Raw genomic sequence first — 23,152 nt, 5'->3', positions numbered from 1 at the left:
ACCGCCGAAACCGCACCGCCCAACCGCCGGCCGCCCAACCTCAGCCCACGACCCGCCCGTTCAGCACGATCCGCCGCGGCGCCGCCAGCACCCGCACATCCACCCTCGGGTCCTCGTCGTACACCACCAGATCGGCCGGAGCGCCCTCCTCAAGGCCCGGACGGCCCAGCCAGGCCCTCGCCTTCCACACGGTCGCCGACAGGGCCTCCAGCGGCGGAATACCGGCTTTCACCAACTCCGCGACCTCGTCGGCCACCAGACCGTGCGCCAGGGAGCCGCCCGCGTCCGTGCCGACGAAGACCGGGATGCCCGCGTCGTACGCGTCGCGGACCGTGTCGTAACGGCGCTCGTGCAGCCGTCGCATATGGGCCGACCAGCGCGGGAACTTGCTCTCGCCGCCGGCCGCCAGCTCCGGGAAGGTCGCGATGTTGACCAGCGTCGGGACGATCGCGACGCCGCGCTCGGCGAAAAGCGGGATCAAGTCGTCGGTGAGGCCCGTCGCGTGCTCGATGCAGTCGATGCCGGCCTCGACCAGATCACGCAGCGCGACGTCGGCGAAGCAGTGCGCGGTGACGCGCGCCCCGAGCCGGTGCGCCTCGGCGATCGCCGCCTCGACCTCGCCGCGCGGCCAGCACGCGGTCAGATCCCCCGCCTCGCGGTCGATCCAGTCGCCGACGAGCTTGACCCAGCCGTCGCCGCGCCGGGCCTCCCGGGCGACGAAGGCGACGAGGTCGCCCGGCTCGATCTCGTGGGCGAAGTTACGGATGTAGCGGCGGGTGCGCGCGATGTGCCGGCCGGCCCTGATGATCTTCGGCAGATCGTCGCGGCCGTCGATCCAGCGGGTGTCGGACGGCGATCCGGCGTCGCGCAGGAGCAGCGTGCCCGCCTCCCGGTCGGCGACGGCCTGCTTCTCGCTCGTCGCCTCGTCCACCGGGCCGTGGGTGTCCAGACCGACATGGCAGTGGGCGTCGACCAGGCCGGGTACGGCCCAGCCGTGCACCGTACGGACGTCACGCGCGCCGGTGGGACGTTCATGGCTCGTTCGGCCGTCCACGATCCACAGCTCGTCCCTGACGTCGTCGGGGCCGACGAGCACCCGCCCCTTCACATGCAGCACCGCGCGATCACTCATGGGACTCATGGGCCGAACTTTACGAGGCGCTGAGTACCCTCGACGAGGGAGTGTCCGAACACCGTTCGAGCGGTGTCACCACCCCACCGACCACCCGCTACGACCGGCCCGCAGACCCACCAGCAGACCCACCAGCCACGACCGGCCCGCCGACCGACCGACCCGAAGAGAGCACTGCGCCGTGACCCACCCGCTGCTTGACCTCGCCCCCCTCACCCCCGCCCACTTCGCGGCCGTCGAGCGACGGGTCGCCGCGCTGCTCGACACCGAGCAGGACGTGGTGATCACACAGGGTGAGGCGCTGCTTCCGCTGGAGGGCTGCGTCCGCGGCGGTGCCCGCGCCGGTTCGACCGCGCTGAACGTCGTCACCGGTCCGTACGGCCAGACCTTCGGCGGCTGGCTCCGCGACTGCGGCGCCACCGTCGTGGACCTGGAGGTGCCCTTCCACGCCGCGGCGAGCGCCGAGCAGGTCGAGCGGGCCCTGGGCGCGCACCCGGAGATCGACTTCGTGTCGCTGGTCCACGCGGAGGCGGCCACGGGCAACACCAATCCCGTGGCCGAGATCGGCGAGGCCGTGCGCGCCCACGGGGCGCTGTTCATGCTGGACGCCGTCGCGTCCGTGGCGGCCGAGCCGCTGCTCCCCGACGCCTGGGGCGTCGACCTGTGCGTGATCGGCGCGCAGAAGGCCATGGGCGGCCCCGCCGGAGTCTCCGCCGTGTCGGTGAGCGCCCGCGCGTGGGAGCGGCTGGCCGCGAACCCGGGGGCGCCGCGCCGCTCGTACCTCTCGCTCCTGGACTGGAAGGAGCGCTGGATCGACGCCGGACGCACCGCCCTGCCGCACGCCCCCGCCCAGTTGGAGATGCTGGCCCTGGAAGCGTGTCTGGAGCGCATCGAGGCGCAGGGGCTTGTCACCCGGATGGCGGCCCACGCGTCGGCAGCCGCGGCGACCCGCGCGGGCGCGCTCGCACTCGGCGGCGGACTTGAGCCATTCGTGTACTCCGCGCGGGACGCGGCGCCGGTGGCCACCACACTGCGCACGCCCGGCGGGGTGGACGCCTCGGGGCTGGTCGCCAAGGCCCTGGCGGCCGATCCCTCGCTGCCGCTGATCGCCGGGGGCGGGGCGCTGTCCAAGGAGATGATCCGCGTCAACCACTACGGCTCCGACGCCACCCGCGACGCGGTGCGCTCCTCGCTCGCGGCCCTGGGTGCCGTGCTCGCCGGGGCGGGCGTGCCGGTGGATCTCGCGGCTGCCGGGCGGGCAGTGTCCGACAGTTGGCCCGCCGACGCATCCTGAAATCAAAGGCAGCATTAATTCGAGAATACGGGAATGCATTCCGCTGCGAACAGCTTCCCGTATTCGTCTGCCCGCTTTTTCTGATCCTAAACACTAAGATTTCAACAACGCCAACGGCGTGCCGGCGACACGCCCACGGCGTAATTCCAGCACGGGTCGAGAGCGTTACGCATATGTGACCGAGTACACAAGCGCGCCCGTCTTGCCCTGAATTTTCCGGCCAAACCCTCCCAGGTCGCCCTCGCGTCGCGATGGCGCACACGCCCGCGTGATAACACAGTCCGGGTCGTTGCCCAACCCCTGCCGACGATGCGATTTCAGAATTAGCTCGGTAAATTCAATAGACATGACTGCCGCCCAAGCAGACCTAGCAGGTGTCCGAAGCGAATTCACGCGATCCTTCCGGATCGACGCCCCACGAGTGGAGGACGGAGCCGCGATCTGGCGCATCGCCCGCGACTCCCAAGTACTCGACCTGAACTCCTCGTACAGCTACCTGCTGTGGTGTCGTGACTTCGCCGCGACCTCGGTCGTGGCCCGCGACACCACCTCGGGCCATCACGACGCCGCCCGCTCCGCCGCCGACGGGGCCCCCATCGCCTTCGTCACGGGCTACATCAGGCCCGAGCGCCCCGAGGCCCTGGTCGTCTGGCAGGTGGCCGTCGACCGCGCCCACCGCGGCAAGGGTCTCGCGGGCACCCTGCTCGACGCACTCACCCGGCGGGTCACCGAGGAGCAGGGGATCACCTCTGTCGAGACGACCGTCACGCCCGACAACGTCGCGTCGGACCGTATGTTCCAGGCCTACTCCGAGCGTCATGGCGCGACCCTCGAGCGCGAGGTCCTCTTCGACGGCGGGCTCTTTCCCGACACGGGACACCAGCCCGAGGTGCTGTACCGGATCGGCCCGCTCACACCCTGAGCGCCCCGCCCCACCCCGCCCCTCCTCCTCTCTCCCACACCCCTTCGGCAGGAGACCGCTGTGACCATCACCCCGCCCGCACTGAGCGTTTTCGAAACCCTCGAATCCGAAGTACGCAGCTACTGCCGCGGCTGGCCCGCCGTGTTCGACCGCGCGCAGGGCAGCCGGCTCACCGACGAGGACGGCCACAGCTACCTCGACTTCTTCGCCGGTGCCGGTTCACTGAACTACGGGCACAACAACCCCGTACTGAAACGCGCCCTGATCGACTACATCGAGCGCGACGGCATCACCCACGGCCTGGACATGGCCACCACCGCGAAACGCGCCTTCCTGGAGTCGTTCCAGAATGTGGTGCTGCGCCCGCGTGACCTGCCGTACAAGGTGATGTTCCCCGGCCCCACGGGCACCAACGCCGTCGAGTCGGCGCTCAAGCTGGCCCGCAAGGTGAAGAACCGCGAGGCGATCGTCTCCTTCACGAACGCCTTCCACGGCATGTCGCTGGGCTCGCTCGCCGTCACCGGCAACGCGTTCAAGCGGGCCGGAGCCGGTATCCCGCTGGTCCACGGCACCCCGATGCCGTTCGACAACTACTTCGACGGCCAGGTCCCGGACTTCCTGTGGTTCGAGCGGCTGCTCGGCGACCAGGGCTCCGGGCTCAACAAGCCCGCCGCCGTCATCGTCGAGACGGTGCAGGGCGAGGGCGGCATCAACGTCGCCCGCGCCGAGTGGCTGCGCGCGCTGGCCTCGCTGTGCGAGCGCCAGGACATGCTGCTGATCGTCGACGACATCCAGATGGGCTGCGGGCGCACCGGCGGGTTCTTCTCCTTCGAGGAGGCCGGCATCACCCCCGACATCGTCACGCTGTCGAAGTCCATCAGCGGTTACGGCCTGCCGATGGCGCTGACGCTGTTCAAGCCGGAGCTGGACATCTGGGAGCCCGGCGAGCACAACGGCACGTTCCGCGGCAACAACCCGGCGTTCGTGACGGCCGCCGCCGCGCTGAACACGTACTGGGCCGACGGCCAGATGGAGAAGCAGACGCTGGCGCGCGGTGAGCAGGTCGAGCGCGCGCTGCTGGCCATCATCGACGAGTGTGAGCCCGACAGTGTGAGCTTCCGGGGGCGCGGCCTGGTCTGGGGTATGGAGTTCAAGGACAAGCCGCGCGCGACCGCGATCTGCCGCCGCGCCTTCGAACTGGGTCTCCTGCTGGAGACCTCCGGCCCGGAGAGCGAGGTCGTGAAGCTGCTGCCCGCGCTGACCGTCACGCCCGAGGAGCTGGACGAGGGCCTGCGCACCCTGGCCCGCGCCGTACGCGAGACCGCCTGACCGTGGCGGTGCCCCCGGGGCACGGGTCCGCACCCGTGCCCCGGGGGCACCCCTGGGAAGGACAACACCGCACCACAGAAGGGTCCTACTCAAAGTGATCGTCCGATCGTTCAAGGACATCGAGAACACCGACCGCCACGTGAAATCCGCGTCGGGCACCTGGGAGAGCAAGCGCATCGTGCTCGCCAAGGAGCGGGTCGGGTTCTCCTTGCACGAGACCGTGCTCTACGCGGGTACGGAGACGTCGATGTGGTACGCGAACCACATCGAGGCCGTCCTGTGTGTGGAGGGCGAGGCCGAACTCACCAACGACGACACCGGCGAGACCCACTGGATCGAGCCGGGAACGATGTATCTGCTCAACGGCCACGAGAAGCACACGCTCAGGCCGAAGACCGACTTCCGCTGTGTATGCGTCTTCAACCCGCCGGTGACCGGGCGGGAGGACCATGACGAGAACGGCGTCTACCCGCTGCTGACCGAGGAGGGCTGAACCACCATGACCACTACCGCCCCTGCACGCACCGACCTGTACCCGACCCGTGGCGCGGGTGAGGTGACCACCCCGCGTCAGGACCCCGTCGTCTGGTCACCACCCGGCACCCCGGGTCCGGTCTCCCCGGCCGATCTCGAGGGCCTGGAGCGGGACGGTTTCCTCACCGTCGACCAGTTGATCGGTCCGGACGAGGTGACGCTCTACCGCGCCGAACTCGACCGGCTGATCAGCGACCCGGCGGTACGGGCCGACGAGCGCTCGATCATCGAGCCCAAGTCCCAGGACGTACGCTCGGTGTTCGAGGTCCACCGGCTCAGCGAGGTCTTCGCCGCCCTGGTGCGTGACGAGCGGGTGGTGGGGCGGGCCCGGCAGATCCTCGGCTCGGACGTGTACGTCCACCAGTCCCGTATCAACGTGAAGCCGGGCTTCGGCGCCTCGGGCTTCTACTGGCACTCGGACTTCGAGACCTGGCACGCGGAGGACGGCCTGCCGAACATGCGGGCCGTGTCCGTGTCGATCGCGCTGACCGAGAACTACGACACCAACGGCGGCCTGATGATCATGCCCGGGTCGCACAAGACCTTCCTGGGCTGCGCGGGCGAGACGCCGAAGGACAACTACAAGCAGTCGCTGAAGATGCAGGACGCGGGGACGCCGTCGGACGAGGCGCTCACCGGTTTCGCCGAGCAGCACGGCATCAAGCTGTTCACGGGCAAGGCCGGCGCGGCGACCTGGTTCGACTGCAACTGCATGCACGGCTCGGGTGACAACATCACCCCGTTCCCGCGCAGCAACGTCTTCATCGTGTTCAACAGCGTGGAGAACGCGGCGGTCGAGCCGTTCGCGGCGCCCGCCCCGCGGCCCTCGTTCATCGGCTCCAGGGACTTCACACCGGTCCGCTGAGAGCGCCGTACGGGACTTCCGTACCGTCCGTACCGTCCGTACGTTCCGTACGAGAACTCCGCAGGTGACGCCTTACGTAAGGAGGCGGGGCCGGTCTTCGGGACCGGCCCCGCCTCCTTACGTAGCTCTGTGCGCGGCGAGCGGCCCGGCGGCCGGGGGTCAGAGCTGACCGGGGGCCGCGTAGCGGTAGAAGAAGGGGCCGATCTGGCCGGCCAGAGCCCTGGTCAGGCCGGAGCTGTCCTCCAGCAGCCTGGCTCCGGGGGTCAGGTCGCCGATGAACAGCGGGGCGTAGCCCGCGTCACGGATGAGCTGTTCGGTGCCGGCCTTGGCGCCGGGTTCGGCGGCGTAGAGGTTGCTCGGGGTGACGCGCTGCTCGGCGATCCGGTCGTAGGCGGACGCGAAGACGGTGGAGAAGGACTTCGCGGTGGGTCCGCCGATGATCGACTTCACCTGGTGGGCCAGGGAGGGGAAGGCGTCGTCGCGGGCGGTGTACAGGTTGGTCGCGTCGATGGTCACCTGCCCGTCGAGTCCGGTGACCTTCGACAGCGCCTCGGCGATGGAGTGGCCGGGCACGGCGACCACCACGACGTCGGCGTTCGAGGCGTCGCCGCCGTCGCGGCCCAGGCCGGTGACCTGGTGGTCGGCTCCGGCCCACAGGCGGGCCAGACCGCCGCCGACGTTCCCTCGCCCGATCACGGTGATGTTCATACGAACCCCTCGACTCGAAGTCGTCGGCATGCGGGAATCCGGCGCGGAACGGCCGTACCCGCCGCCAATTGATTGACGCATCAATAAAACTAATGCAACGATGTTGTCACGTCAACAAATCGGGGAGCAATCGTCCGGTGCCCTCGAATCCCCTCAGGGAAGGACAACACCCCGCCATGACTCTGTGGAGTGCGGAGATCGATCGCCTTCGTCCCGTCATACGTGCCGAGGGACGCGCGATGGCACAGGCCATGTCCCCCGCGTTCAGCGCCCTGTTCCCCGGCGGCACGGCCCAGGCGTACGACGCCGAGGCCCTGGACGATCTGCGCCGGCAACTGTCCGCCTCCGGCGAGAATCAGGCCGTCGACCGGTACGTCGAGGGGCCGCACGGCCCGGTCAGGCTGCGCACCTTCACACCGGCCCGGCCCGCCCGCGCGGTGCTGCTGAACGTCCACGGTGGCGGCTTCATCATGGGCTCTCCCGAGATGAACGACGGTCTCAACGCCTTCCTCTGCCGGACACTGGACCTCGCGGTCGTCTCGGTCGACTACCGCCTCGCCCCCGAGCACCGTTATCCGGCGGCCCATGACGACTGCGAGACGGCCGCGTCCTGGCTGATCGAGCACGCCGGCCCGGAGTTCGGCGCGACACGGCTCCTGATCAGCGGGGACTCGGCGGGAGCCAACCTCGCGGCGGCCACCCTGCTGCGGCTACGGCGCCGGGGAACCGTGGGCCGATTCGCCGCCGCCGTCCTGGAGTTCGGTATCTACGACCTGTCGGGCACCCCCAGCACCCAGGAGGAGACGGACCACGACGTACTGAGCGCGGCGGTGCTGCGCGGCATGATGGACCTGGCCCACCCGGAACGGCCGCCCGTCCGGCGCCGCGACCAGGACCTGTCACCGCTCTACGCGGACCTGACGGGGCTGCCGCCCGTCCTGTTCGGGGTGGGCAGCGCGGACCACCTCGTGGACGACACCCTTTTCCTGGAACGGCGCTGGGACCTGGCCAACCGCAATACGACACTCCTGGTCTACCCCCACGCCCCGCACGGCGGCACCGGACTGCCGTCCGTACTGCCGCACTGGCAGTCCGCGCTGTTGGCGTTCCTGGACTCGCACCTGACCGACGGCGAGACGGCGGGTGACCGGAAAACGCGTACCTGACGCCCCCGGTGATGGGCCACGCCTGTCAGGCGCGGCCCTCCACCGCCGCCACGATCCGGGTCAGGAACTCTCCGAGCGTTTCCATCTCGTCCGCGTCCAGCGGGTCGAAGAACATCTGTCGCACGATCTCCACATGCCCGGGTGCGGCCGCTTCGATGGTCCGCCTGCCCTGTTCGGTCAGCCGCACCATCGAGCCACGGGCGTCGTCCTCGCACGCTTCCCGTACGACCAGTCCGCGTTTCTCCATCCGGCTGATCTGGTGGGACAGCCGACTGCGCTCCCAGCCGACCTCCGCGCCGAGTTCCCGGGCCCGCAGAACTCCGTCCGGCGTCTCCGACAGGGGAGCGAGAAGGGCGTAGTCGGCGGCCGAGATACTCGAATCCCGCTGCAACTGCTGGTCCTGGACACGCTGGAGTTCACGGCCCAGCTTGCGGTACGTAGCCCAGATCTCGGCCTCGCGCGGGGTGAGCCATCGCGGTTCAGACATACATCGACAGTAGCAGATTGTTGACGCGTCATGAAAAAGCGTCGCGGCGAGGAGGTGGGCTGCTACGTAATGGTTGCCGATGTCACGGCGGGGATCCAACTGGAAGGGTCGCCGGTGGCGGTCGCAGTCAAGGCCGCCGCCGCTACGACCACGGAGACGACATGGCAGCCAACGGCATCACCTACACCGGCCTCGGCGCACTTCTGGAGCCCTCGAAGTCGGTGCTGCTGCTGATCGACCACCAAGGCGCCCAGTTCGCGGGTATGCGCAGCATGGACGCCACCCTGGTGGTCAACAACGTCACCGCCCTGGCCAAGGGCGCCAAGCTGTTCGACGTACCCACCATCCTGACCACGGTGGTCGAGGAGCGCGGCGGTCACCTCATCCGCCAGCTCCAGGACGTCTTCCCCGAGCAGGCCCCCATAGACCGCACCACGATCAACACCTGGGAGGACCAGCGGGTCGTGGACGCGGTCGCCGCGACCGGCCGCAAGGACCTGATCATGGCCGGTCTGTGGACCGACATCTGCCTCGCCTGGCCCGCGATCCACGCCCTCGCCGACGGCTACCGGGTCTTCGCCGTCACGGACGCCTCCGGCTCCACGTCCGACGAGGCCCACGAACGGGGTGTCGAGCGCATGATCCAGGCCGGTGTCATCCCGACCTGCTCCGGCACCGTCGTCGCCGAGTGGCAGCGGGACTGGGCACGCGAGGAGACCGTGCCCGGCGTGACCGAGATCGTGCTCGAGCACGGCGGCGTCTTCGGCACCAGCCTGGCCTGGGAGCTTCAACTCCTCGGCCAGAACAAGGACTGAGGCGCCGGCCGGTCCGGTCCGGTCCGGTCCGGTCACCGAGGGTAGAGCCACCGGTGCAGCGTCCGGGTCAGTGCCGGCATCACCGCATACGACATCAGGCCGCTGAAGAAGAGGGCGATCAGGGCCGTGCGTATCAGCAACGGGACAGGTGACAGGGCCGGTTGGAGGACGGCGCCACTGAGCAGGGACACGGGGAAGATGCCGAGGGCCGCCGTCAGCGTCATCTTCCATCTGGCGGGCATCGCGGATGCGACCGCTCCCTCGGGCTCGGGCGAGTCCGTACCCGGCTCCGCGCCGGCCGGACCCTCGCCTCCCGGACCCGCGGTCCGGTCGCGCGGGGGGAACCAGCCCTCCAGGCCCGTGAGATGACGGCGCTCGATCTCCCGGTGGCCGGAGCCCGCGCGGCTGAACCAGTCCGCGCGCTCCGGGGAGTTCTGCCAGTCGGCGCACGCCTCGGCGTCCCGGAAACGGTGCACCAGGAACCACGGGCCGCCGGGGCGGGCCGGGCGGAACAGGCCGTAGCCGAGATGGCCCGGGAACGAGGTCGCGGTGTCGAGCACGCCGTGCGCCCACCGCTCGAACTCCTTCTCGTGGCCCGGGTCGACCTGGCGGGCGATGAGTACCCCGACCTCGCCGGTCGGCAGAGGGTCCGAGGTGGGTTCGCGCGGGAGTGCTGTCGTCAACTCGGCTCCAGGGGGTACGGAACGGGATGTCGTCACGAGGGCCACGCGCCGGTGCTGGGCAGCGGCGGGCGACAGCGCCGGTGCCGGCTCGGTGCTGGCTCAGTGCGCCGCTCAGTGCGCCGTCTGGCCGCCGTCCACGACGAAGACGCCGCCGGTGGTGAAGGAAGCGGCCGGAGAGGCGAGATGGAGCACCATGCCGACGATTTCCTCAGGATCGGCCGCCCGCCCCATCTGCGGTCCGGCCATGACGATGTCCCGCTTGACCGGGTCGTCCAGCCAGGGCTGGGTCATCGCGGTCCTGGTGAGGCCGGGAGCGAGCGCGTTGACGCGGATGCCGGACTTGGCGTAGTCGACGGCGGCGGCCCTGGTCAGTCCGATCACGCCGTGCTTGGCCGCGACGTACGGCGCCATGTCCGGGTCGCCGACAAGACCGGCGATCGAGGCGGTATTGACGATGGCGCCACCGCCCGCTGTGACCATGTGCGCGATCTCGTACTTGAGGGAGAGGAAGACACCCTTGAGGTCGACCGCGATCGCCTTGTCCCAGTCCTCCTCGGACTGCTCGGCCAGCGGCGCGGGGGGGCACGAAGACGCCCGCGTTGTTGAAGGCGATGTGCAGAGCGCCGTACGTGGCCACGGTCGTGGACACCAAGTGCTCCACATCGCTCGCGCGTGTGATGTCGGTCGGGACGAACAGCCCCGTGCCGCCCTCCTTCTCGATGAGGGCGACGGTCTCGCCGCTGCGCTCGTCGATGTCACCGATGACGACGGTGGCGCCCTGCCGGGCGAATCCGAGGGCGGCGGCGCGTCCGATGCCGCCGGCTCCCCCGGTGATGAGGACGATCCTGCCGGTGAAGTCGAGATACGGGTCCGTCACGGTGTTCAGCTCCTGAGAGAAAGGGCGCGGGAAAGGGCGCGGGAGAGGGCCGGGGTTGCCCGCGCGGGGCGGCCGGTGCGCCGGAAGGTCACGGCGTCAGAAAGTGACGGTGATCTTGCCCTTCACATGGCGGCCGGCGAAGTCGAGCAGGGCCTGACGGGCCTCGACGAAGGGGTAGTCGGCGTCGATCGGAATGCGCAGTTCACCCTTGACGGCCCTGTCGGCGAGCGACGCCAGCCGCCCTTCGGTCGCGCGCGTACCGCCGTACAGCGCGGTGACGTCGCGGTCGAAGACGGGCGGACCGCCGAGCGGGGAGACCAGACGGCCGCCGGGCCTCGCCGCCGCGGCGGTCGCGGTGAGGGCAGGACCCGCGTGGACCATGTCGAACACGACGTCGACCCCGCCGGGCACCAGGCGAGGGGTCTCCTCGGCGATGTCCACGGCCCGGTAGTCGATGACGTAATCGGCGCCGAGGCCGCGCAGGAACGCCTCGTCGCCGGCGCGGCCGGTGGCCAGCACGGTCAGCCCCGCCCGCCGGGCGAGTTGCACGGTGTACGAGCCGACGCCGCCCGTCGCACCGACGATCAGGGCGGTGGAGCCGCGCGGTGTGTCCGCGAGGTCGAGCAGCGCGGCGGCGGTGAGGGCGCCGGTGGGCAGGGCGGCTCCCTGCGCGGGCGTGAGTTCGGCAGGGCGTCGGGCGGCGGAGGGGGCGTCGGCGATCAGCACGCGCTCGGCGAGGGCGCCGGAGGCGACGCTGTTCCAGGCGATGACCGGGTCGCCGGGGGCGAACCGGGTGACGCCCTCCCCCACGGCTTCCACCGTGCCGCTCACGTCGACTCCGGGGACGAACGGGTGGGTCACCGCGATGGCGTCCCGCATGGCGCCGGTGACCAGCGTCTTGTCCACGGCGTTGAGGGCCGCGGCCTCCATACGGACAAGGAGTTGTCCGGGGCCGGGGACCGGTGTGGGCAGCTCCGCGATCTCAAGGTCTTCCAGTGGCCCGTAGGCCCGCGCGACCAGCGCCTTCATGCTCGCTCTCCTTCGCCGATCATTTGTTGATACATCAACAGTAGCCCATGTCATTGACGTGTCAACATCCGTGCGCCACCCCTGTTGTGACGTTTTCCGCGCAGCTAGAAGGAGGTACGGCCGGCGGCGTTGACGGCCGGTAGACGCTCCGTCTACGCGGCGTAGGCGTCGCCGGGCGACGATCGCCGACAGGAGCGTCGTGGGCGACCGGCCCGCCGCTCCGTGGAGCGGACCACCGTCGAGCTGGAGGATGCATGCAGGGAGCCGCGTCGGCACGTTCGGCACGCAGGGGGGAAGCGGAGGCGGCGGTCGCCAGGGTCGGGCTGTACGGCAGGGACGCTCAGATCGCCACGCTCGAGAAGCTGGTACGGAACACCCTGAGGGGCCACGGCGGATCGATCGTCCTGACCGGGGAGCACGGTGTCGGCAAGAGCGCCCTGCTGGAGCACATCGGCACCACGTCGCCCGGCCTGCGCATCGTGCGGGTTGCGGGCACCGGCGCCGAACGGCACCTTCCGTACGCGGCCCTCCAGCGCGTGTTCACCGCCTTGCGTGACCAGGTGCCCCAACTGCCGCCCCGGCAGCGGGAGACCGTGGAGGCGTTGACGGCGGCGGGGGCCACCGGGGCCGTGGTGCCCTGTCCGCGCCCGCGCGCCGGCCACCCCGACGCCCTGGAAGTCGGCCTGGCGCTCCTCCAGTTGCTGTCCACGGCCGCCGCCGAACAACCGCTGCTGTGCCTCCATGACGACGCCCACCTGTTGGACCGGCCGTCGCGGGAGGCCCTGGCCATCGTCGCGCGCCGGTGCGGCGACGCGCGGGTGGCCTGCCTCTTCACGCTCCCGCTGCCGGCGCCGTACTCCGACGACTGCCCCGAGCTGGGCTCGTTGCCCCGTATGCGCGTGTCCGGACTGACGGACCGGGACGCACTCGCGTTGCTGCGCGCCCACCTGCCCGTACCGCTCGATCCGTCCGTCTGCGAGCGGGTCGTCGCCGACGCCCACGGCAACCCGCGGGCGCTGCTGGCCGTACCGCACGCGCTCTCCCCGACGGAGATGGCATCCGTACGGCCGCCGGCGCGCGAGCCGGACGAGCGGCTGCTGCCGGACCGGATGCGCGAGACGCTGAACGGCCTGCCGGACTCGGCCCATCAGGTGCTGCTGGTGGCCGCGGCGGAACCGCTGGGGGACCCGGTGACCGTACTGCGGGCGACCGAGGCGCTCGGGCTCGGCGGTGCAGAGGTGAGCGAGGCGGAGTCGTCCGGGCTGATCGCGTTCGGGCCGGGCGTACGGTTCGCCCATCCCCTGCTGCGGACGTACGTCTACGCGCGCGCGTCCGTCACGCGGCGCCGGCGGGTCCATGGCGCGCTGGCGGAATCCTGTGACGTCCCGCGCCTTCCCGAACAGCACGCCTGGCACCTCGGACAGGCCGCCACCTCGTTCGACGAGCGCGTCGCGGCGCGGTTGCAGGCGGCGGCCGAACAGCGGCTGACCCGCCACGGGACGAGGACGGCCGCGGCCCTGCTGGAACTGGCGGCGCTGCTGACGGCCGATCGCAGGCGGCGGGCGTCGCGGCTGCTGGCCGCCGCCTCCGCCTGGCGGCGCTGCGGCGGACTGCGGCACGCGCTGGATCTGCTGGGTCACCTCCAACTCGCCGCGCTGCCGCGCGCGGAGCGGGCCGAGGCGACGTCCCTGCACGCGCGGACGCGGTACAGCGTGGACCGGGACGGGCCGGCCGCGCGGGCACTGCGCGGGGCGGCGGAGCACGCCCGCGCCCACGACGTACGGCAGGAGGGCATCGCCCTGCTGGAGGCGCTGTCGGCGGGCGTCCTCGCCGGTCGGACACTTCCGGCGCCGGTGCCGCGCGCAACTGCCGCGCGGGCGTGCGAGTTCTCCGCGAGTCGTACGGACCCGGAGACCTCCCTGGGCAGGGCCGGGGAGACCTCGCGGGAAACGGCCGCACGCCCCCACGAGGCGCTGCTGTCGGCCGTCGCCACCCGCGCCTCGCGGGGCTACGGTCCCGCCGTCGCGCCGATGCGCCGGGCGGTGGACGCCTATCTTCACGCTCCGGCGCACACCGACCTCGACGTCGTCGGCGGCTGGCTGGCCTGCCATGCCGCCGTCGACGTCTGGGACGGCGCCGCCTGGCGGGCGCTGGCCGACCGGCGGACCTCGGCGGCGCGCCGGCACGCCGCGGTGACGGCGCTCCCCTGGGGTCTGACGCACCAGGCGCTGGCGGACATCCATCACGGCGATCTGGCACAGGCGCGCGTCCGCGTCGCCGAGGCGTACCGGATCAGCGACGCCATCGGAGCCGTACCGCTGGACTACGCCGCGCTGGCACTGGCCGCCTGGAGCGGACGGCAAGACACCGTCGAGGCGTTGGCCGAGAGCGGCGCCAAGGACGCCGCGGTACGCGAGGAAGGGCGGCTGCTGACGGCGGCCGAGTGCGCGCGGGCCGTGCTGTACAACGCGCACGGGCGCTACGGCGAGGCGTTCGAGGTCTGCGTCGAGGCGGTGTCGCTGGACGAGTTGGCGTACCGGAACTGGCTGCTTCCCGAACTGGTCGAGGCGGCGGTACGCACCCGGCACCGGCCCAACGCACTGGCCGCCGCCGCCCAACTGGCCCAGTGCGCGCGGCTGACCGGGAGCGACTGGGCGCGGGGGCTTCATCTGCGGGCCCGCGCGCTGCTGTCGGACGGCGACGAGGCCGACGGGTTCTTCCGTGAGTCCGTCTACGCACTGAACGCCGCCGGGGCGGTCCTCCAGGCGGGCCGGAGCCATCTGCTGTGGGGCGAGTGGCTGCGCAGACGGGCGCGCGTGTCGGCCGCCCGGATTCCGCTGCGTACGGCGTACGGCATCTTCAGCCGCGCCGGCGCCCGGTCCTTCCGGGAGCGCTGCGCGGGCGAGCTGGCGGCGGCCGGTGCGCGGGCACCGCGTCCGGAGGGCGGTGAGCCGACCGTACTGACGGCTCAGGAGCAGCGCGTGGCGCGGCGTGTGGCGCGGGGCGACACGTCGAAGGAGGTCGCCGCGGAGCTGTATCTGTCCCGGCGGACCGTGGACACACATCTGCGCAGCATCTTCCGCAAGTTGGGAATCTCCTCGCGCCGGCAACTGCGTGATCACGCGGCCCCGGTCTCGTCGGACAGGCGTGCCCGGGAGGAGTTCTTCGTCCCGCCGGCGGAGATTCCGTAGCCGCGACGGCCTTGAGGGCGACTCCTCGCGATGCATTTAGTTGATGTGACAACATAAAGCGAATACGATGCCGCTGCCGGTTCCCTCACGGCGACGGTCGGCGGGGTGCGGGGTGACAGGGACAGCGAGGTATGACGATGACGGAGCAGACACAGCCGGAACTCACCTTCTTCCTTCTGGGGCGGATACGGGCCGAAAGACAGGGCATGGAGATCGTTCTGGGCTCGCCCCAGCAGCGAGCGGTACTCACCGCACTCGCGGTCAACCGCCGCCGGTCCGTGTCGATGAGCGATCTCGTGGACGCCCTGTGGGAACGCCCGCCCAGCTCACCCGCCGCGGTCATGCGCACGTACATCTGGCGTCTGCGGCAGGCCCTGGAAACCGCTCATGACCGGTCCCGGTCCTGGCGGGTGCTGCGGTCGGCCGACGGCGGCGGCTATCTGCTCGATGTCGACGACGACCACGTGGACTGGCCGGTGTTCGGACGGCGGGTCGGCCGGGCCAGAGCGCTGCGGGCCGCCGGAGACCCCGCGTCGGCCCTCCCCGTCTTCGACAGCGCGCTGGCGATGTGGCGCGACCAGCCGCTGACGGGCGTACCCGGTCCGCTGGCGGACCGGGAGAGAGACCTCATGCGGGCGCGCCACCTGGACGCCCTCGAAGCGCGCCTCCACACGCTCACCGAGGCGGGACGCTTCTCCGAGGCCGCCGCCGAGGCCACCGTCCTGGCCGGCGAACACCCCTTACGCGAAGACCTCCATGAGATTCTGGTGCGCTCCCTGCACCGCACGGGGCGCCGCGCCGACGCCCTCGCCGCCTACCGCAGGGCGGACCGGCTGCTCGGCGAGGAGCTGGGGGTCCGCCCGGGTCCGGCACTGCGCTCCCTGCGTGAACGCGTCCTGCACGGTGCCCCCGGTGACGCCGCCGCGCTCCCGGCCTCCGGTTCCCTCGCGGTCCGGGCCCACGACCTGGCCGACGACCTGCCCGACGCCACGGGCGCCAGGGCTTCGGCGGTGATCGGCGCCTCGCGCCGACGGCGCCCCGTACCCCGTCAAATCCCCCACGCGATCGCCGACTTCACCGGCCGGGCCGCCGAGACGCGACGTATCCGCGACACCCTCCTCGGCCACCACGTCGAAGCCATGCCCATCGTGCTCGTCACCGGCATGGGCGGCACCGGCAAGACCGCCCTGGTGATGCACAGCGTGCGTCCCTTGCTGGCCGCGTATCCCGACGGGCAGTTGTACGCCGATCTCCAGGCCGCGGACGGCACGCCCGCCGCCCCGGCCGCCGTCCTGTCCGCCTTCCTGCGCGCGCTGGGCGAGCCGGACGACTCCATCCCGCGCGACCTCACCGAACGCGCCGCGCTCTTTCGGACCGTCCTCGCCCAGCGCCGCGTGCTGCTCGTCCTCGACAACGCCGCCGGTCTCGAGCAGATCACCCCGCTGCTGCCCGGCTCCCCCACCTGCGCGACCGTCGTCACCAGCCGCGACAGCCTGGCGGCCCTGCCGGTCAGCCTGCGTGTCGTGCTGGACGTCCTGCCTCCGCGCGAGGCGCTTCACCTGTTCACCCGGCTCGTCGGCAGCCCCCGGGTCAGCGCCGAGCCCGAGTCCGCGCGCCGGGTCGTCGCCGCCTGCGGCGGGCTGCCGCTGGAACTGCGCATCATCGGCGCCCGGCTCACCAGCCGCCCCCGCTGGAAGATCGCCGACCTCTCCCGACGCCTCACGGACGAAGATCTGTGCCTCACCGAGCCGCGTGGCAACGCCGGCGGTGTCTAGGCTCCGCCCTAGCCCGCGAGGACGTCCAGCGCGCGGTCCACGTCCGCCGTCGAGTTGTACAGGTGGAAGGCGGCGCGCAGATTGCCCGCGCGGACCGCCACGGCCACCCCCGCCCGCGCGAGCGCGTCCTGCCGGTCGCCGAGCCCGGCGACGGCGACGATCGCCGATCCGTCCGCGTGCCCGGTGCCGGCCGGCTCGTGCCCGATCTCGCGCAGCCCCGCCCGGAAGCGCGCGGCGAGCGCGGTGTTGTGGGCGTGGATCGTGTCGATGCCGATCTCCTCCAGGAGCGGGAGGGAGCGCTCGGCACCGTGGTAGGAGAGGAAGGGCACCGGCTGGTCGAACCGCCGTGCGGACAGGGCCAGTTCCTCGACCGGGCCGTATGTACTGGCCCACATGTCCTCGCCCGCGACCCAGCCCGCGAGGATCGGCACCAGGCTCTCCTGCGCCTGTTCGCCCACGGTGAGGAACGAGGTCCCGCGCGGGGCGAGGAGGAACTTGTAGCCGCCGGTGACCGTGTAGTCGTACGCCCCCGCGTCGACCGGGAGCCAGCCCGCCGCCTGCGTGGCGTCGAGCAGCGTACGGGCGCCGTGCGCCGCCGCCGCTGCCCGTACCCCCGCGAGGTCGGCCGTGCGGCCGTCGTTCGACCGCACCGCGGAGAACGCCACCAGCGCGGTCCCGGGCCGTACTTCGGCGGCCAGCGACTCGAGGGGCACATACCGCGGCTCGAGATCCCCGCGCACCGTGAAGGGGGTGACGACCGAGCTGAACTCCCCCTCGGGCAGCAGGACTTCACTGCCCGGCGGCAAGGAGGCCGCGATCAGTCCGACGTGGACCGCCACGGCCGTACCGAGGGCGACCCGCTCGGCCGGGACCTGGACGAGGCGGGCGAACGAGGCGCGGACGGTCTCGAGTACGTCGAAATCGCCCGCCCCGTTCGGCTGCCCCGTCGCGCTGCTCACGGCCAGCGCCCGCACCGCTTCGACGGTGCGGCGCGGCAGCAGACCGCAGGTCGCGGTGTTCAGATACGTCGTCTCCGGCATGAATTCGGCGCCGCCCAAAGGGTCCATGCCCTCACCTTGGGACCCGCGCCCCTCATAGTCAATTGCGCATATTTTACTGATAAACCCAAGCGATCCTTATGAATGACCGCCGGCCTGCGGAATCTCGCAGGAGCCTTCGGTGTCGCAGGCGGCACCCCGTCCGTCCGCCGCGCCGCCCGCGTCCCCTCCGAGCGGCGTGATCGCGCGGCCCTGCCACGCCTGCTCCAGGGCCTGGGTGAAGACCTCGGCCGGCTGACCGCCCGAGACGCCGTAACGGCGGTCGAGTACGAAGAAGGGCACCCCGGTCGCGCCGAGTTCCGCCGCCTCCCGCTCGTCGGCCCGTACCTCCTCGGCATACGCCTGCGCGTCCGCGAGGACCGCACGCGACTCGGCCTCGTCCAGGCCCGCCTCCACCGCCAGCTCGACCAGCGTCCCGGTGTCGTAGACCGAGCGCTCCTCGGCGAAGTTCGCCCGGTAGGCGAGGCTCAGCAACTCGTCCTGCCGGCCGTGCTTCCCGGCCAGATGCAGCAGCCGGTGGATGTCGAAGGTACTGCCGTGATCCCGGTCGCCGACGCGGTAGCCGAGCCCTTCGGAACGCGCGTGCGAGGCGACCTGCTCCTCCATGGCGAGGGCTTCCTCCCGCGACCGCCCGAGCTTGGCGGCGAGCATGTCGACCACGGGTGCGACGTCGCCCTTGGCCCGCCCGGGGTCGAGCTCGAAGGACCGGTGCACCACCTCGACATCGTCCCGGTGCGCGAAGGACTCCAGCCCCTTCTCGAACCGGGCCTTGCCGATGTAGCACCAGGGGCAGGCGATGTCGCTCCAGATCTCCACGCGCATGTGACTGCTTCTCTCCAGGCAGGTCGGTCGCGGAGCCTTCCTCCGCTCCTGTCCGCAACCCTCGGGCGGAGCGTGCCATTCCCACCGGCCTTCCACCGGCCTCCCACACACCGGCCTCCCACCGGCCGCGAATCGCGGGCGCGGGCGGACCGACACGTTCCGGACTCCCTCCGGCGCCCCGCACGTTCTCTTCTCGCCACCGGGTGCGGACACGCTCCCTCAGTGCGGACCCCTGGCGACGAATCACACATACGCAAATACCGGCTGTTGGGGCTCACCGGTTCCGCGGCCGTGGCCCTCGGCGGCGCGAGTGCCGGTGCCCTGCCGGTCGGCGCGGCGCTCGCGCCGTCGTCGGAAGCGGCGGCGGTGGGCCTCTTCGGCGCCTACTTCGGGCTCGTGCTGCTCGTCGCGGCCTGGGCCCTGCTGGGCCGCGCCGTACACGGCCCACGGCCTCCCTCCACACGCGCCATGGTGATCACGCTCGTGATGTGGGCCGCACCGCTGGTGTTCGGCCCGCCGCTGTTCAGCCGCGACGTGTACAGCTATCTGGCACAGGGCGCGATGGTGGACGCGCGGATCGACGTGTACACCCACGGCCCCGACCGGCTCGGCGGTCCGCTCGCCGCGCAGGTCCCGCCCATCTGGCAGGACACCCCGACCCCGTACGGCCCGCTGTTCCTGTCCTTCGCCTCGCTCATCGCGCGCGTCTCGCGGGCGGAGCTGTCGGCCGGTGTGCTCGGCATGCGGCTGGTGGCGCTGCTCGGCGTGGGCCTGATGGTGCTGTCGCTGATACGGCTCGCCCGCCGCGGTGGCACCGCCCCCGCCGCCGCGCTGTGGCTGGGGGCGCTCAATCCGCTGCTTCTGCTGCATCTGGTGGCCGGCGCGCACAACGACGCCGTGATGCTGGGGCTGCTCGGCATGGCGCTGGTGGCCGCGAAGGGCCGCTTCCCGCTGCTGGGCGCGGTCCTGATGACTCTCGCCGCGCTGGTCAAGGCGCCCGCCGCGCTGGGCCTGCTGGCCGTCGCCGCGTTCTGGGCCGGTGGACTCACCGGCCGGTACCGTTGGCTCAGGGCGGCGTGCGCCGTCACCGGTGTCGCCCTGGCGACGACCGCCGCGGTGACAGCGGTCACCGGCACCGGCTACGGCTGGATCGGCGCCCTCAACACCCCGGTGTCGCGCCAGAATTGGGCCCTCACCTCGCTGCTGGGCCGGCTGACCGCCTCGGCGCTGCGCGGCGCGGGCAGCGACCTGGCGCCGTTCGCGCTGGATGCCTGGCGCGCCGTGGGCCTGGCGGCGACGGCTGTCGCCGTGCTGGTGGTGTGGCTGCGCCGCCCCCGGCACAGCCCGTTGTACGCGCTGGGCCTGAGCCTGATCGCGGTCGCCGTCCTGGGGCCGGCGATCCGCCCCTGGTACGTGCTGTGGGGCCTGTTCCCGCTGGCGGCGGCACCGCCGGGAGCGGCGCGCCGGGTGGTGGCCGTCGCCAGCGGGGTGCTCGCGCTGGCCCAACTGCCCAGCGGACTGGCCGCGGACGGCCTCCAGTTGGCGCTCGCGACATGCGGCGGACTGTTCGCGCTGGTCGCCCTGTGGTGGGCGCGCGAGATGTCGGGCGACGAAATGCCGGCGTCCGCGCGGGAACAGGGGAGGGCGGCATGACGGGGTGGAGCGTGCCGGCGCGGTGGCCCGCGTCGCGACGCCGCCGGGATCTGCTGCTGGGCGTGCTGTGCGCGGGCGTGACGGCTTTCGTCGCGACCGTGCCGTACCACCGCGACTGGTTCGACCTGTGGGTCTACTACGACGCGGTGAGCCACTGGACCGCCGCCCCGGGCGGGCTCAGCGGCGCCGGGCTCTACGACTACCGGGTGCCCGGCCAGGTGTACGGATTCACCTACCCGCCCTTCGCCGCCCTGTGCCTACTGCCGCTGTCGCTGCTGAGCCGGCCCGTCGCGCTCACCGTGGGCATCGCGGCGAACCTCGGCGCCCTGGCCCTGATCCTGCGCGGGCTCGCCGAACCGCTGATCCGCCGTCACGGCCTGCCCCGGTGGAGCTCGTACGCCCTGATCCTGTGTCTGCTCGCCCTGCTGGAACCGGTCTACGACAGCGTCAGCTTCGGCCAGGTCAACCTCCTCCTGCTGGCCCTCGTCCTCTCCGACGCCCGTCTGCTGTCCGGCGGCGGCCGGTGGGCGGGCGTCGGTATCGGACTCGCCGCGGCGGTCAAGCTCACCCCCGCGATCTTCATCGGCTACCTCGTCGTCACCCGGCGGTGGCGTGCCGCCGGCACGGCGGCGGCCGTCGCGGTGGGCGCGACCCTGTTCGCCGTGTGGCTCGCGCCGGGTGCCTCGCACGCGTACTGGACATCCGCCCTGTGGGACACGAGCCGTATCGGCGACCTGAGTTACGTCTCCAACCAGTCCTGGCAGGGCGTCCTCGCCCGGCTCCGGGCACCCGCCGAACCCGACCGGCTGTGGTGGGCCTGCGGCGCCGTCGCGATCGCCGGCGTCTGGGCGTACCGGGTCGACAAGGCCCGAGCGGTGGGCGACGTACGCGGCGGCATCGCGCTGACCGGCGCCGCCGCGTGTCTCGTCAGCCCGGTCACCTGGGTGCACCATTTGGTCTGGCTGCTCCCGGCGCTCGCCGTGCTCGCCGACCGGGCCCTCGAACCGCCGCGCCGTGGCCGCCCGTTGACCGCGGCGGTCGCGGTGTACGTGATCCTGTGCAGCTACGTCATATGGCTGTGGCGGTACGACGCGAGCGGCGTCGACGGCCTCATCGGCTCCAACACGTTCGTCTGGACGGCGCTCGCACTGCTTCTGTGGCTCCCCGTCCGGCCACCGCACCCGGCGCTCAGAGCACCTTCCGGCGGACCAGAACGGCCAGCACCAGAGCGCCGGGGAGCAGCGGCAGCCACACCGTGACGATACGGAATCCGAGGACCGCGGCGGTCGCCACGGAGACCGGGGAGCCCGCGCCGACGAGCGCGATGAGCAGCGCCGCTTCGACCGAGCCGATCCCGCCCGGGGTCGGCACGATTCCGGCGACGATGCTGGCGGCCAGGTAGGCGATCACGATGTCGACGGTGGGCACCGGCATGTGCAGCGCGCGGGCCACCGTGACCATGACGCCGGCCTGGCACGCGGGGAAGGCGAGTGCGCCCGTCCACAGGGCGATCACCCGGGCGGGCCTGGTGTGCAGGGCGCGCGCGTCGGTGAGCGCGGTCCGCAGAAAGTCACGGACGAAGCCGCGCAACGGCCGCACCGACCACAGCACCAGCGCCACCAGCGTGAGCCCGCCGACCAGCACGAGCAGTGCCGCCATGCCGTACTCCGCCGACAGCGGTCCGCCCAGCGGGATGGCGTGCGGGTAGACGGCCATGAGCGTGAGCAGCAGGGTGTACCGGCCGATCGGCTGGGCCAGCGAGTACAGGGCGAGCGCGGCGAAGGCCCGCGCGGTGGGTATCCCGCAGCCCTGGAGGAACCGCAGCGTCACCGCGTGCGCGCCGAGCCCGGCGGGCAGCAGATGGTTCGCCGATCCGGCCGCGACCTGGGCGGCGAACAGCCGCCCGGCGGGCAGCCGTTCCATGACGGTGCCCTGGCGCATCAGGCAGACCGGTACCCAGCAGGCCCCGGTCACGGCGACGGCGGCCAGCAGCCAGTCCCGGTCCGCACCGCGCAACTCGTCGACGCCCGCGAGGATCACCGACCAGTTCCCGGCCACCCAGACGGTCACGAGGACGAGCGGAACGAGACAGACCAACTGCCGCAGCGGCAGCCGCCGCAGAGCGGCGGGCAGGGTCATCGACACGGCGCAGCCGTCCTTCCATGACGCGCCTGGGCGCGGGCACGCGGGTGGAGGTTTCCCACGGGGGATCCCCGCTCCGCGCGACCTTCCGGTGTCGTGCGCCCGTCGACTTGCGGAACGGTCCGGTCCGTAGGCCCCCGTGAGCCGACTCCTACCGGGCCGCCGGGTCCGTGTCGTAGGCGTGGCGGGCCTGTTCGACCTTGTCCAGGTTGTCGGCCGCCCATTCGGCGAGGTGCGCGAACAGCGGGGCGAGGCCGCGGCCGAGGTCGCTGATCTCGTACTCGACCCGAGGGGGGACCTCCGGGTGGTACGTGCGTACGACCATGCCGTCGCGCTCCAGTTGCCTGAGCCGCTGGGTCAGCACCTTCGGCGTGATCTTGCCGATCCGCCGTTCCAGCTCGACGAACCGCTGCCGGCCGTGCGCGTGGAGGGCCCACAGGATCGGTGTGGTCCACCGGCTGAACACGATGTCCACCACCGGGCCGATGGGACAGGCGAGTTCGGGGTCGGTGTCGGTGCCGGCGGGTGGCGCCCACGTGCCGATGCTGGCCATGCGCATCCCCTCGGGATAGTCACTTTCCTTTAGGTACCTACTATATCGACGCTGTTAGCGTCCCCGTGTCGCTCGGAGAACAGCTCTCCGAGCGGCGGTCCCGCCCGCTCGGACGGT

General features: G+C 71.8%; 21 protein-coding genes and 1 pseudogene. 11 read left to right on the top strand and 11 right to left on the bottom strand.

Going from position 1 to position 23,152, the window contains the following annotated elements; genetic code table 11:
- Positions 1-40 precede the first annotated feature (40 nt).
- On the bottom strand, positions 41-1,132 hold the full coding sequence (locus OG329_RS33580) for an amidohydrolase family protein (protein ID WP_405802162.1): 1,092 nt from the start codon (positions 1,130-1,132) through the stop codon (positions 41-43).
- 181 nt (positions 1,133-1,313) lie between these two features.
- Here OG329_RS33580 and OG329_RS33575 point away from each other — a divergent pair, with 181 nt between their 5' ends.
- The 5 genes from OG329_RS33575 (at position 1,314) to thpD (ending at position 6,076) form a co-directional block, all read left to right on the top strand.
- Entirely contained in the window at positions 1,314-2,426 is a 1,113-nt protein-coding gene (locus OG329_RS33575) for an aminotransferase class V-fold PLP-dependent enzyme (protein WP_405800236.1), read from the top strand.
- A gap of 346 nt (positions 2,427-2,772) precedes the next feature.
- Positions 2,773-3,348, top strand: coding sequence for a diaminobutyrate acetyltransferase (gene ectA, locus OG329_RS33570; RefSeq protein WP_405800235.1), 576 nt, complete (start codon positions 2,773-2,775; stop codon positions 3,346-3,348).
- Between the two features lie 60 nt (positions 3,349-3,408).
- Positions 3,409-4,677 carry a diaminobutyrate--2-oxoglutarate transaminase gene (gene ectB / locus OG329_RS33565; protein WP_405800233.1) on the top strand — a complete coding sequence of 423 codons (1,269 nt, stop codon included), beginning with the start codon at positions 3,409-3,411 and terminating at the stop codon, positions 4,675-4,677.
- A 94-nt stretch (positions 4,678-4,771) separates the two neighbouring features.
- Positions 4,772-5,170, top strand: a complete 399-nt coding sequence (locus OG329_RS33560; protein WP_405800231.1) for an ectoine synthase — start codon at positions 4,772-4,774, stop codon at positions 5,168-5,170.
- Positions 5,171-5,176: 6 nt separating this feature from the next.
- Complete coding sequence (gene thpD / locus OG329_RS33555; RefSeq protein WP_405800230.1) at positions 5,177-6,076, top strand: ectoine hydroxylase; 900 nt, start codon at positions 5,177-5,179, stop codon at positions 6,074-6,076.
- A gap of 159 nt (positions 6,077-6,235) precedes the next feature.
- Here thpD and OG329_RS33550 read toward each other — a convergent pair whose 3' ends face one another.
- Positions 6,236-6,784, bottom strand: coding sequence for a dinucleotide-binding protein (locus tag OG329_RS33550; protein ID WP_405800229.1), 549 nt, complete (start codon positions 6,782-6,784; stop codon positions 6,236-6,238).
- Between the two features lie 239 nt (positions 6,785-7,023).
- Between OG329_RS33550 and OG329_RS33545 the strand changes: the two genes are divergently transcribed.
- Entirely contained in the window at positions 7,024-7,950 is a 927-nt protein-coding gene (locus OG329_RS33545; RefSeq protein ID WP_405800228.1) for an alpha/beta hydrolase, read from the top strand.
- A gap of 25 nt (positions 7,951-7,975) precedes the next feature.
- Here the strand turns inward: OG329_RS33545 and OG329_RS33540 are convergent, their stop codons facing one another.
- Positions 7,976-8,437 (bottom strand): MarR family winged helix-turn-helix transcriptional regulator, encoded by a 462-nt coding sequence (locus OG329_RS33540; RefSeq protein WP_405800226.1) that lies wholly within the window; start codon positions 8,435-8,437, stop codon positions 7,976-7,978.
- A gap of 161 nt (positions 8,438-8,598) precedes the next feature.
- Here OG329_RS33540 and OG329_RS33535 point away from each other — a divergent pair, with 161 nt between their 5' ends.
- A complete protein-coding gene (locus OG329_RS33535) occupies positions 8,599-9,252 on the top strand; it encodes a hydrolase (protein WP_405800225.1) in 654 nt (217 codons plus the stop codon).
- Positions 9,253-9,284: 32 nt separating this feature from the next.
- On the opposite strand, the gene OG329_RS33530 is transcribed toward OG329_RS33535, so the two are convergent.
- The 4 genes and pseudogenes from OG329_RS33530 to OG329_RS33515 form a co-directional block, all read right to left on the bottom strand.
- Positions 9,285-9,935 carry an antibiotic biosynthesis monooxygenase gene (locus OG329_RS33530; RefSeq protein ID WP_405800223.1) on the bottom strand — a complete coding sequence of 217 codons (651 nt, stop codon included), beginning with the start codon at positions 9,933-9,935 and terminating at the stop codon, positions 9,285-9,287.
- 111 nt (positions 9,936-10,046) lie between these two features.
- On the bottom strand, positions 10,047-10,598 hold the full coding sequence (locus OG329_RS33525; protein WP_405800222.1) for an SDR family NAD(P)-dependent oxidoreductase: 552 nt from the start codon (positions 10,596-10,598) through the stop codon (positions 10,047-10,049).
- Positions 10,579-10,812 (bottom strand): annotated as a pseudogene (locus OG329_RS33520) (SDR family NAD(P)-dependent oxidoreductase); the annotation flags it as partial. The gene OG329_RS33525 and the pseudogene OG329_RS33520, both read right to left, overlap by 20 nt.
- A 96-nt stretch (positions 10,813-10,908) precedes the next feature.
- Positions 10,909-11,841, bottom strand: coding sequence for an NADP-dependent oxidoreductase (locus OG329_RS33515; RefSeq protein WP_405800221.1), 933 nt, complete (start codon positions 11,839-11,841; stop codon positions 10,909-10,911).
- A 254-nt stretch (positions 11,842-12,095) separates the two neighbouring features.
- Between OG329_RS33515 and OG329_RS33510 the strand changes: the two genes are divergently transcribed.
- Both OG329_RS33510 and OG329_RS33505 read left to right on the top strand, forming a co-directional pair.
- On the top strand, positions 12,096-15,032 hold the full coding sequence (locus OG329_RS33510) for an AAA family ATPase (RefSeq protein ID WP_405800220.1): 2,937 nt from the start codon (positions 12,096-12,098) through the stop codon (positions 15,030-15,032).
- Between the two features lie 137 nt (positions 15,033-15,169).
- Positions 15,170-16,807, top strand: a complete 1,638-nt coding sequence (locus OG329_RS33505; protein WP_405800218.1) for a BTAD domain-containing putative transcriptional regulator — start codon at positions 15,170-15,172, stop codon at positions 16,805-16,807.
- Positions 16,808-16,815: 8 nt separating this feature from the next.
- Here OG329_RS33505 and OG329_RS33500 read toward each other — a convergent pair whose 3' ends face one another.
- Together OG329_RS33500 and OG329_RS33495 are read right to left on the bottom strand one after the other, a co-directional pair.
- Positions 16,816-17,874, bottom strand: coding sequence for an aminotransferase class V-fold PLP-dependent enzyme (locus OG329_RS33500; RefSeq protein ID WP_405800216.1), 1,059 nt, complete (start codon positions 17,872-17,874; stop codon positions 16,816-16,818).
- 69 nt (positions 17,875-17,943) lie between these two features.
- The gene (locus OG329_RS33495) at positions 17,944-18,687 is read right to left on the bottom strand and encodes a DsbA family oxidoreductase (RefSeq protein ID WP_405800214.1); all 744 of its coding nucleotides are present in this window, start codon (positions 18,685-18,687) and stop codon (positions 17,944-17,946) included.
- A gap of 222 nt (positions 18,688-18,909) precedes the next feature.
- Between OG329_RS33495 and mptB the strand changes: the two genes are divergently transcribed.
- Both mptB and OG329_RS33485 read left to right on the top strand, forming a co-directional pair.
- Positions 18,910-20,340 (top strand): polyprenol phosphomannose-dependent alpha 1,6 mannosyltransferase MptB, encoded by a 1,431-nt coding sequence (mptB, locus tag OG329_RS33490; RefSeq protein WP_405800213.1) that lies wholly within the window; start codon positions 18,910-18,912, stop codon positions 20,338-20,340.
- The gene (locus OG329_RS33485; protein ID WP_405800211.1) at positions 20,337-21,599 is read left to right on the top strand and encodes a glycosyltransferase 87 family protein; all 1,263 of its coding nucleotides are present in this window, start codon (positions 20,337-20,339) and stop codon (positions 21,597-21,599) included. The genes mptB and OG329_RS33485 overlap by 4 nt, the downstream gene beginning before the upstream one ends.
- Here OG329_RS33485 and OG329_RS33480 read toward each other — a convergent pair.
- Both OG329_RS33480 and OG329_RS33475 read right to left on the bottom strand, forming a co-directional pair.
- Positions 21,529-22,479, bottom strand: a complete 951-nt coding sequence (locus OG329_RS33480) for a YbhN family protein (protein ID WP_405802161.1) — start codon at positions 22,477-22,479, stop codon at positions 21,529-21,531. The genes OG329_RS33485 and OG329_RS33480 overlap by 71 nt on opposite strands.
- Before the next feature lie 154 nt (positions 22,480-22,633).
- Positions 22,634-23,035 (bottom strand): winged helix-turn-helix transcriptional regulator, encoded by a 402-nt coding sequence (locus OG329_RS33475; protein ID WP_405800209.1) that lies wholly within the window; start codon positions 23,033-23,035, stop codon positions 22,634-22,636.
- Positions 23,036-23,152: the final 117 nt, after the last annotated feature.

Origin of the sequence: Streptomyces sp. NBC_01506, from assembly GCF_045040295.1 — a bacterium.
Taxonomy (GTDB): Bacteria; Actinomycetota; Actinomycetes; order Streptomycetales; family Streptomycetaceae; genus Streptomyces.
The sequence above is the reverse complement of the archived record's forward strand: the minus strand, read 5'-3'. Positions and strand labels throughout refer to the sequence as shown.

Excerpts from the sequence above, each read along its gene's own strand:
- OG329_RS33580 (WP_405802162.1), bottom strand. The coding sequence starts at position 1,132 with ATGAGTGATCGCGCGGTGCTGCATGTGAAGGGGCGGGTGCTCGTCGGC.
- ectA (WP_405800235.1), top strand. The coding sequence starts at position 2,773 with ATGACTGCCGCCCAAGCAGACCTAGCAGGTGTCCGAAGCGAATTCACG.
- thpD (WP_405800230.1), top strand. The coding sequence starts at position 5,177 with ATGACCACTACCGCCCCTGCACGCACCGACCTGTACCCGACCCGTGGC.
- OG329_RS33550 (WP_405800229.1), bottom strand. The coding sequence starts at position 6,784 with ATGAACATCACCGTGATCGGGCGAGGGAACGTCGGCGGCGGTCTGGCC.
- OG329_RS33545 (WP_405800228.1), top strand. The coding sequence starts at position 7,024 with ATGGCACAGGCCATGTCCCCCGCGTTCAGCGCCCTGTTCCCCGGCGGC.
- OG329_RS33540 (WP_405800226.1), bottom strand. The coding sequence starts at position 8,437 with ATGTCTGAACCGCGATGGCTCACCCCGCGCGAGGCCGAGATCTGGGCT.
- OG329_RS33535 (WP_405800225.1), top strand. The coding sequence starts at position 8,599 with ATGGCAGCCAACGGCATCACCTACACCGGCCTCGGCGCACTTCTGGAG.
- OG329_RS33525 (WP_405800222.1), bottom strand. The coding sequence starts at position 10,598 with ATGTGGAGCACTTGGTGTCCACGACCGTGGCCACGTACGGCGCTCTGC.
- OG329_RS33515 (WP_405800221.1), bottom strand. The coding sequence starts at position 11,841 with ATGAAGGCGCTGGTCGCGCGGGCCTACGGGCCACTGGAAGACCTTGAG.
- OG329_RS33510 (WP_405800220.1), top strand. The coding sequence starts at position 12,096 with ATGCAGGGAGCCGCGTCGGCACGTTCGGCACGCAGGGGGGAAGCGGAG.
- OG329_RS33505 (WP_405800218.1), top strand. The coding sequence starts at position 15,170 with ATGACGGAGCAGACACAGCCGGAACTCACCTTCTTCCTTCTGGGGCGG.
- OG329_RS33500 (WP_405800216.1), bottom strand. The coding sequence starts at position 17,874 with ATGGACCCTTTGGGCGGCGCCGAATTCATGCCGGAGACGACGTATCTG.
- OG329_RS33495 (WP_405800214.1), bottom strand. The coding sequence starts at position 18,687 with ATGCGCGTGGAGATCTGGAGCGACATCGCCTGCCCCTGGTGCTACATC.
- OG329_RS33485 (WP_405800211.1), top strand. The coding sequence starts at position 20,337 with ATGACGGGGTGGAGCGTGCCGGCGCGGTGGCCCGCGTCGCGACGCCGC.
- OG329_RS33480 (WP_405802161.1), bottom strand. The coding sequence starts at position 22,479 with ATGACCCTGCCCGCCGCTCTGCGGCGGCTGCCGCTGCGGCAGTTGGTC.
- OG329_RS33475 (WP_405800209.1), bottom strand. The coding sequence starts at position 23,035 with ATGGCCAGCATCGGCACGTGGGCGCCACCCGCCGGCACCGACACCGAC.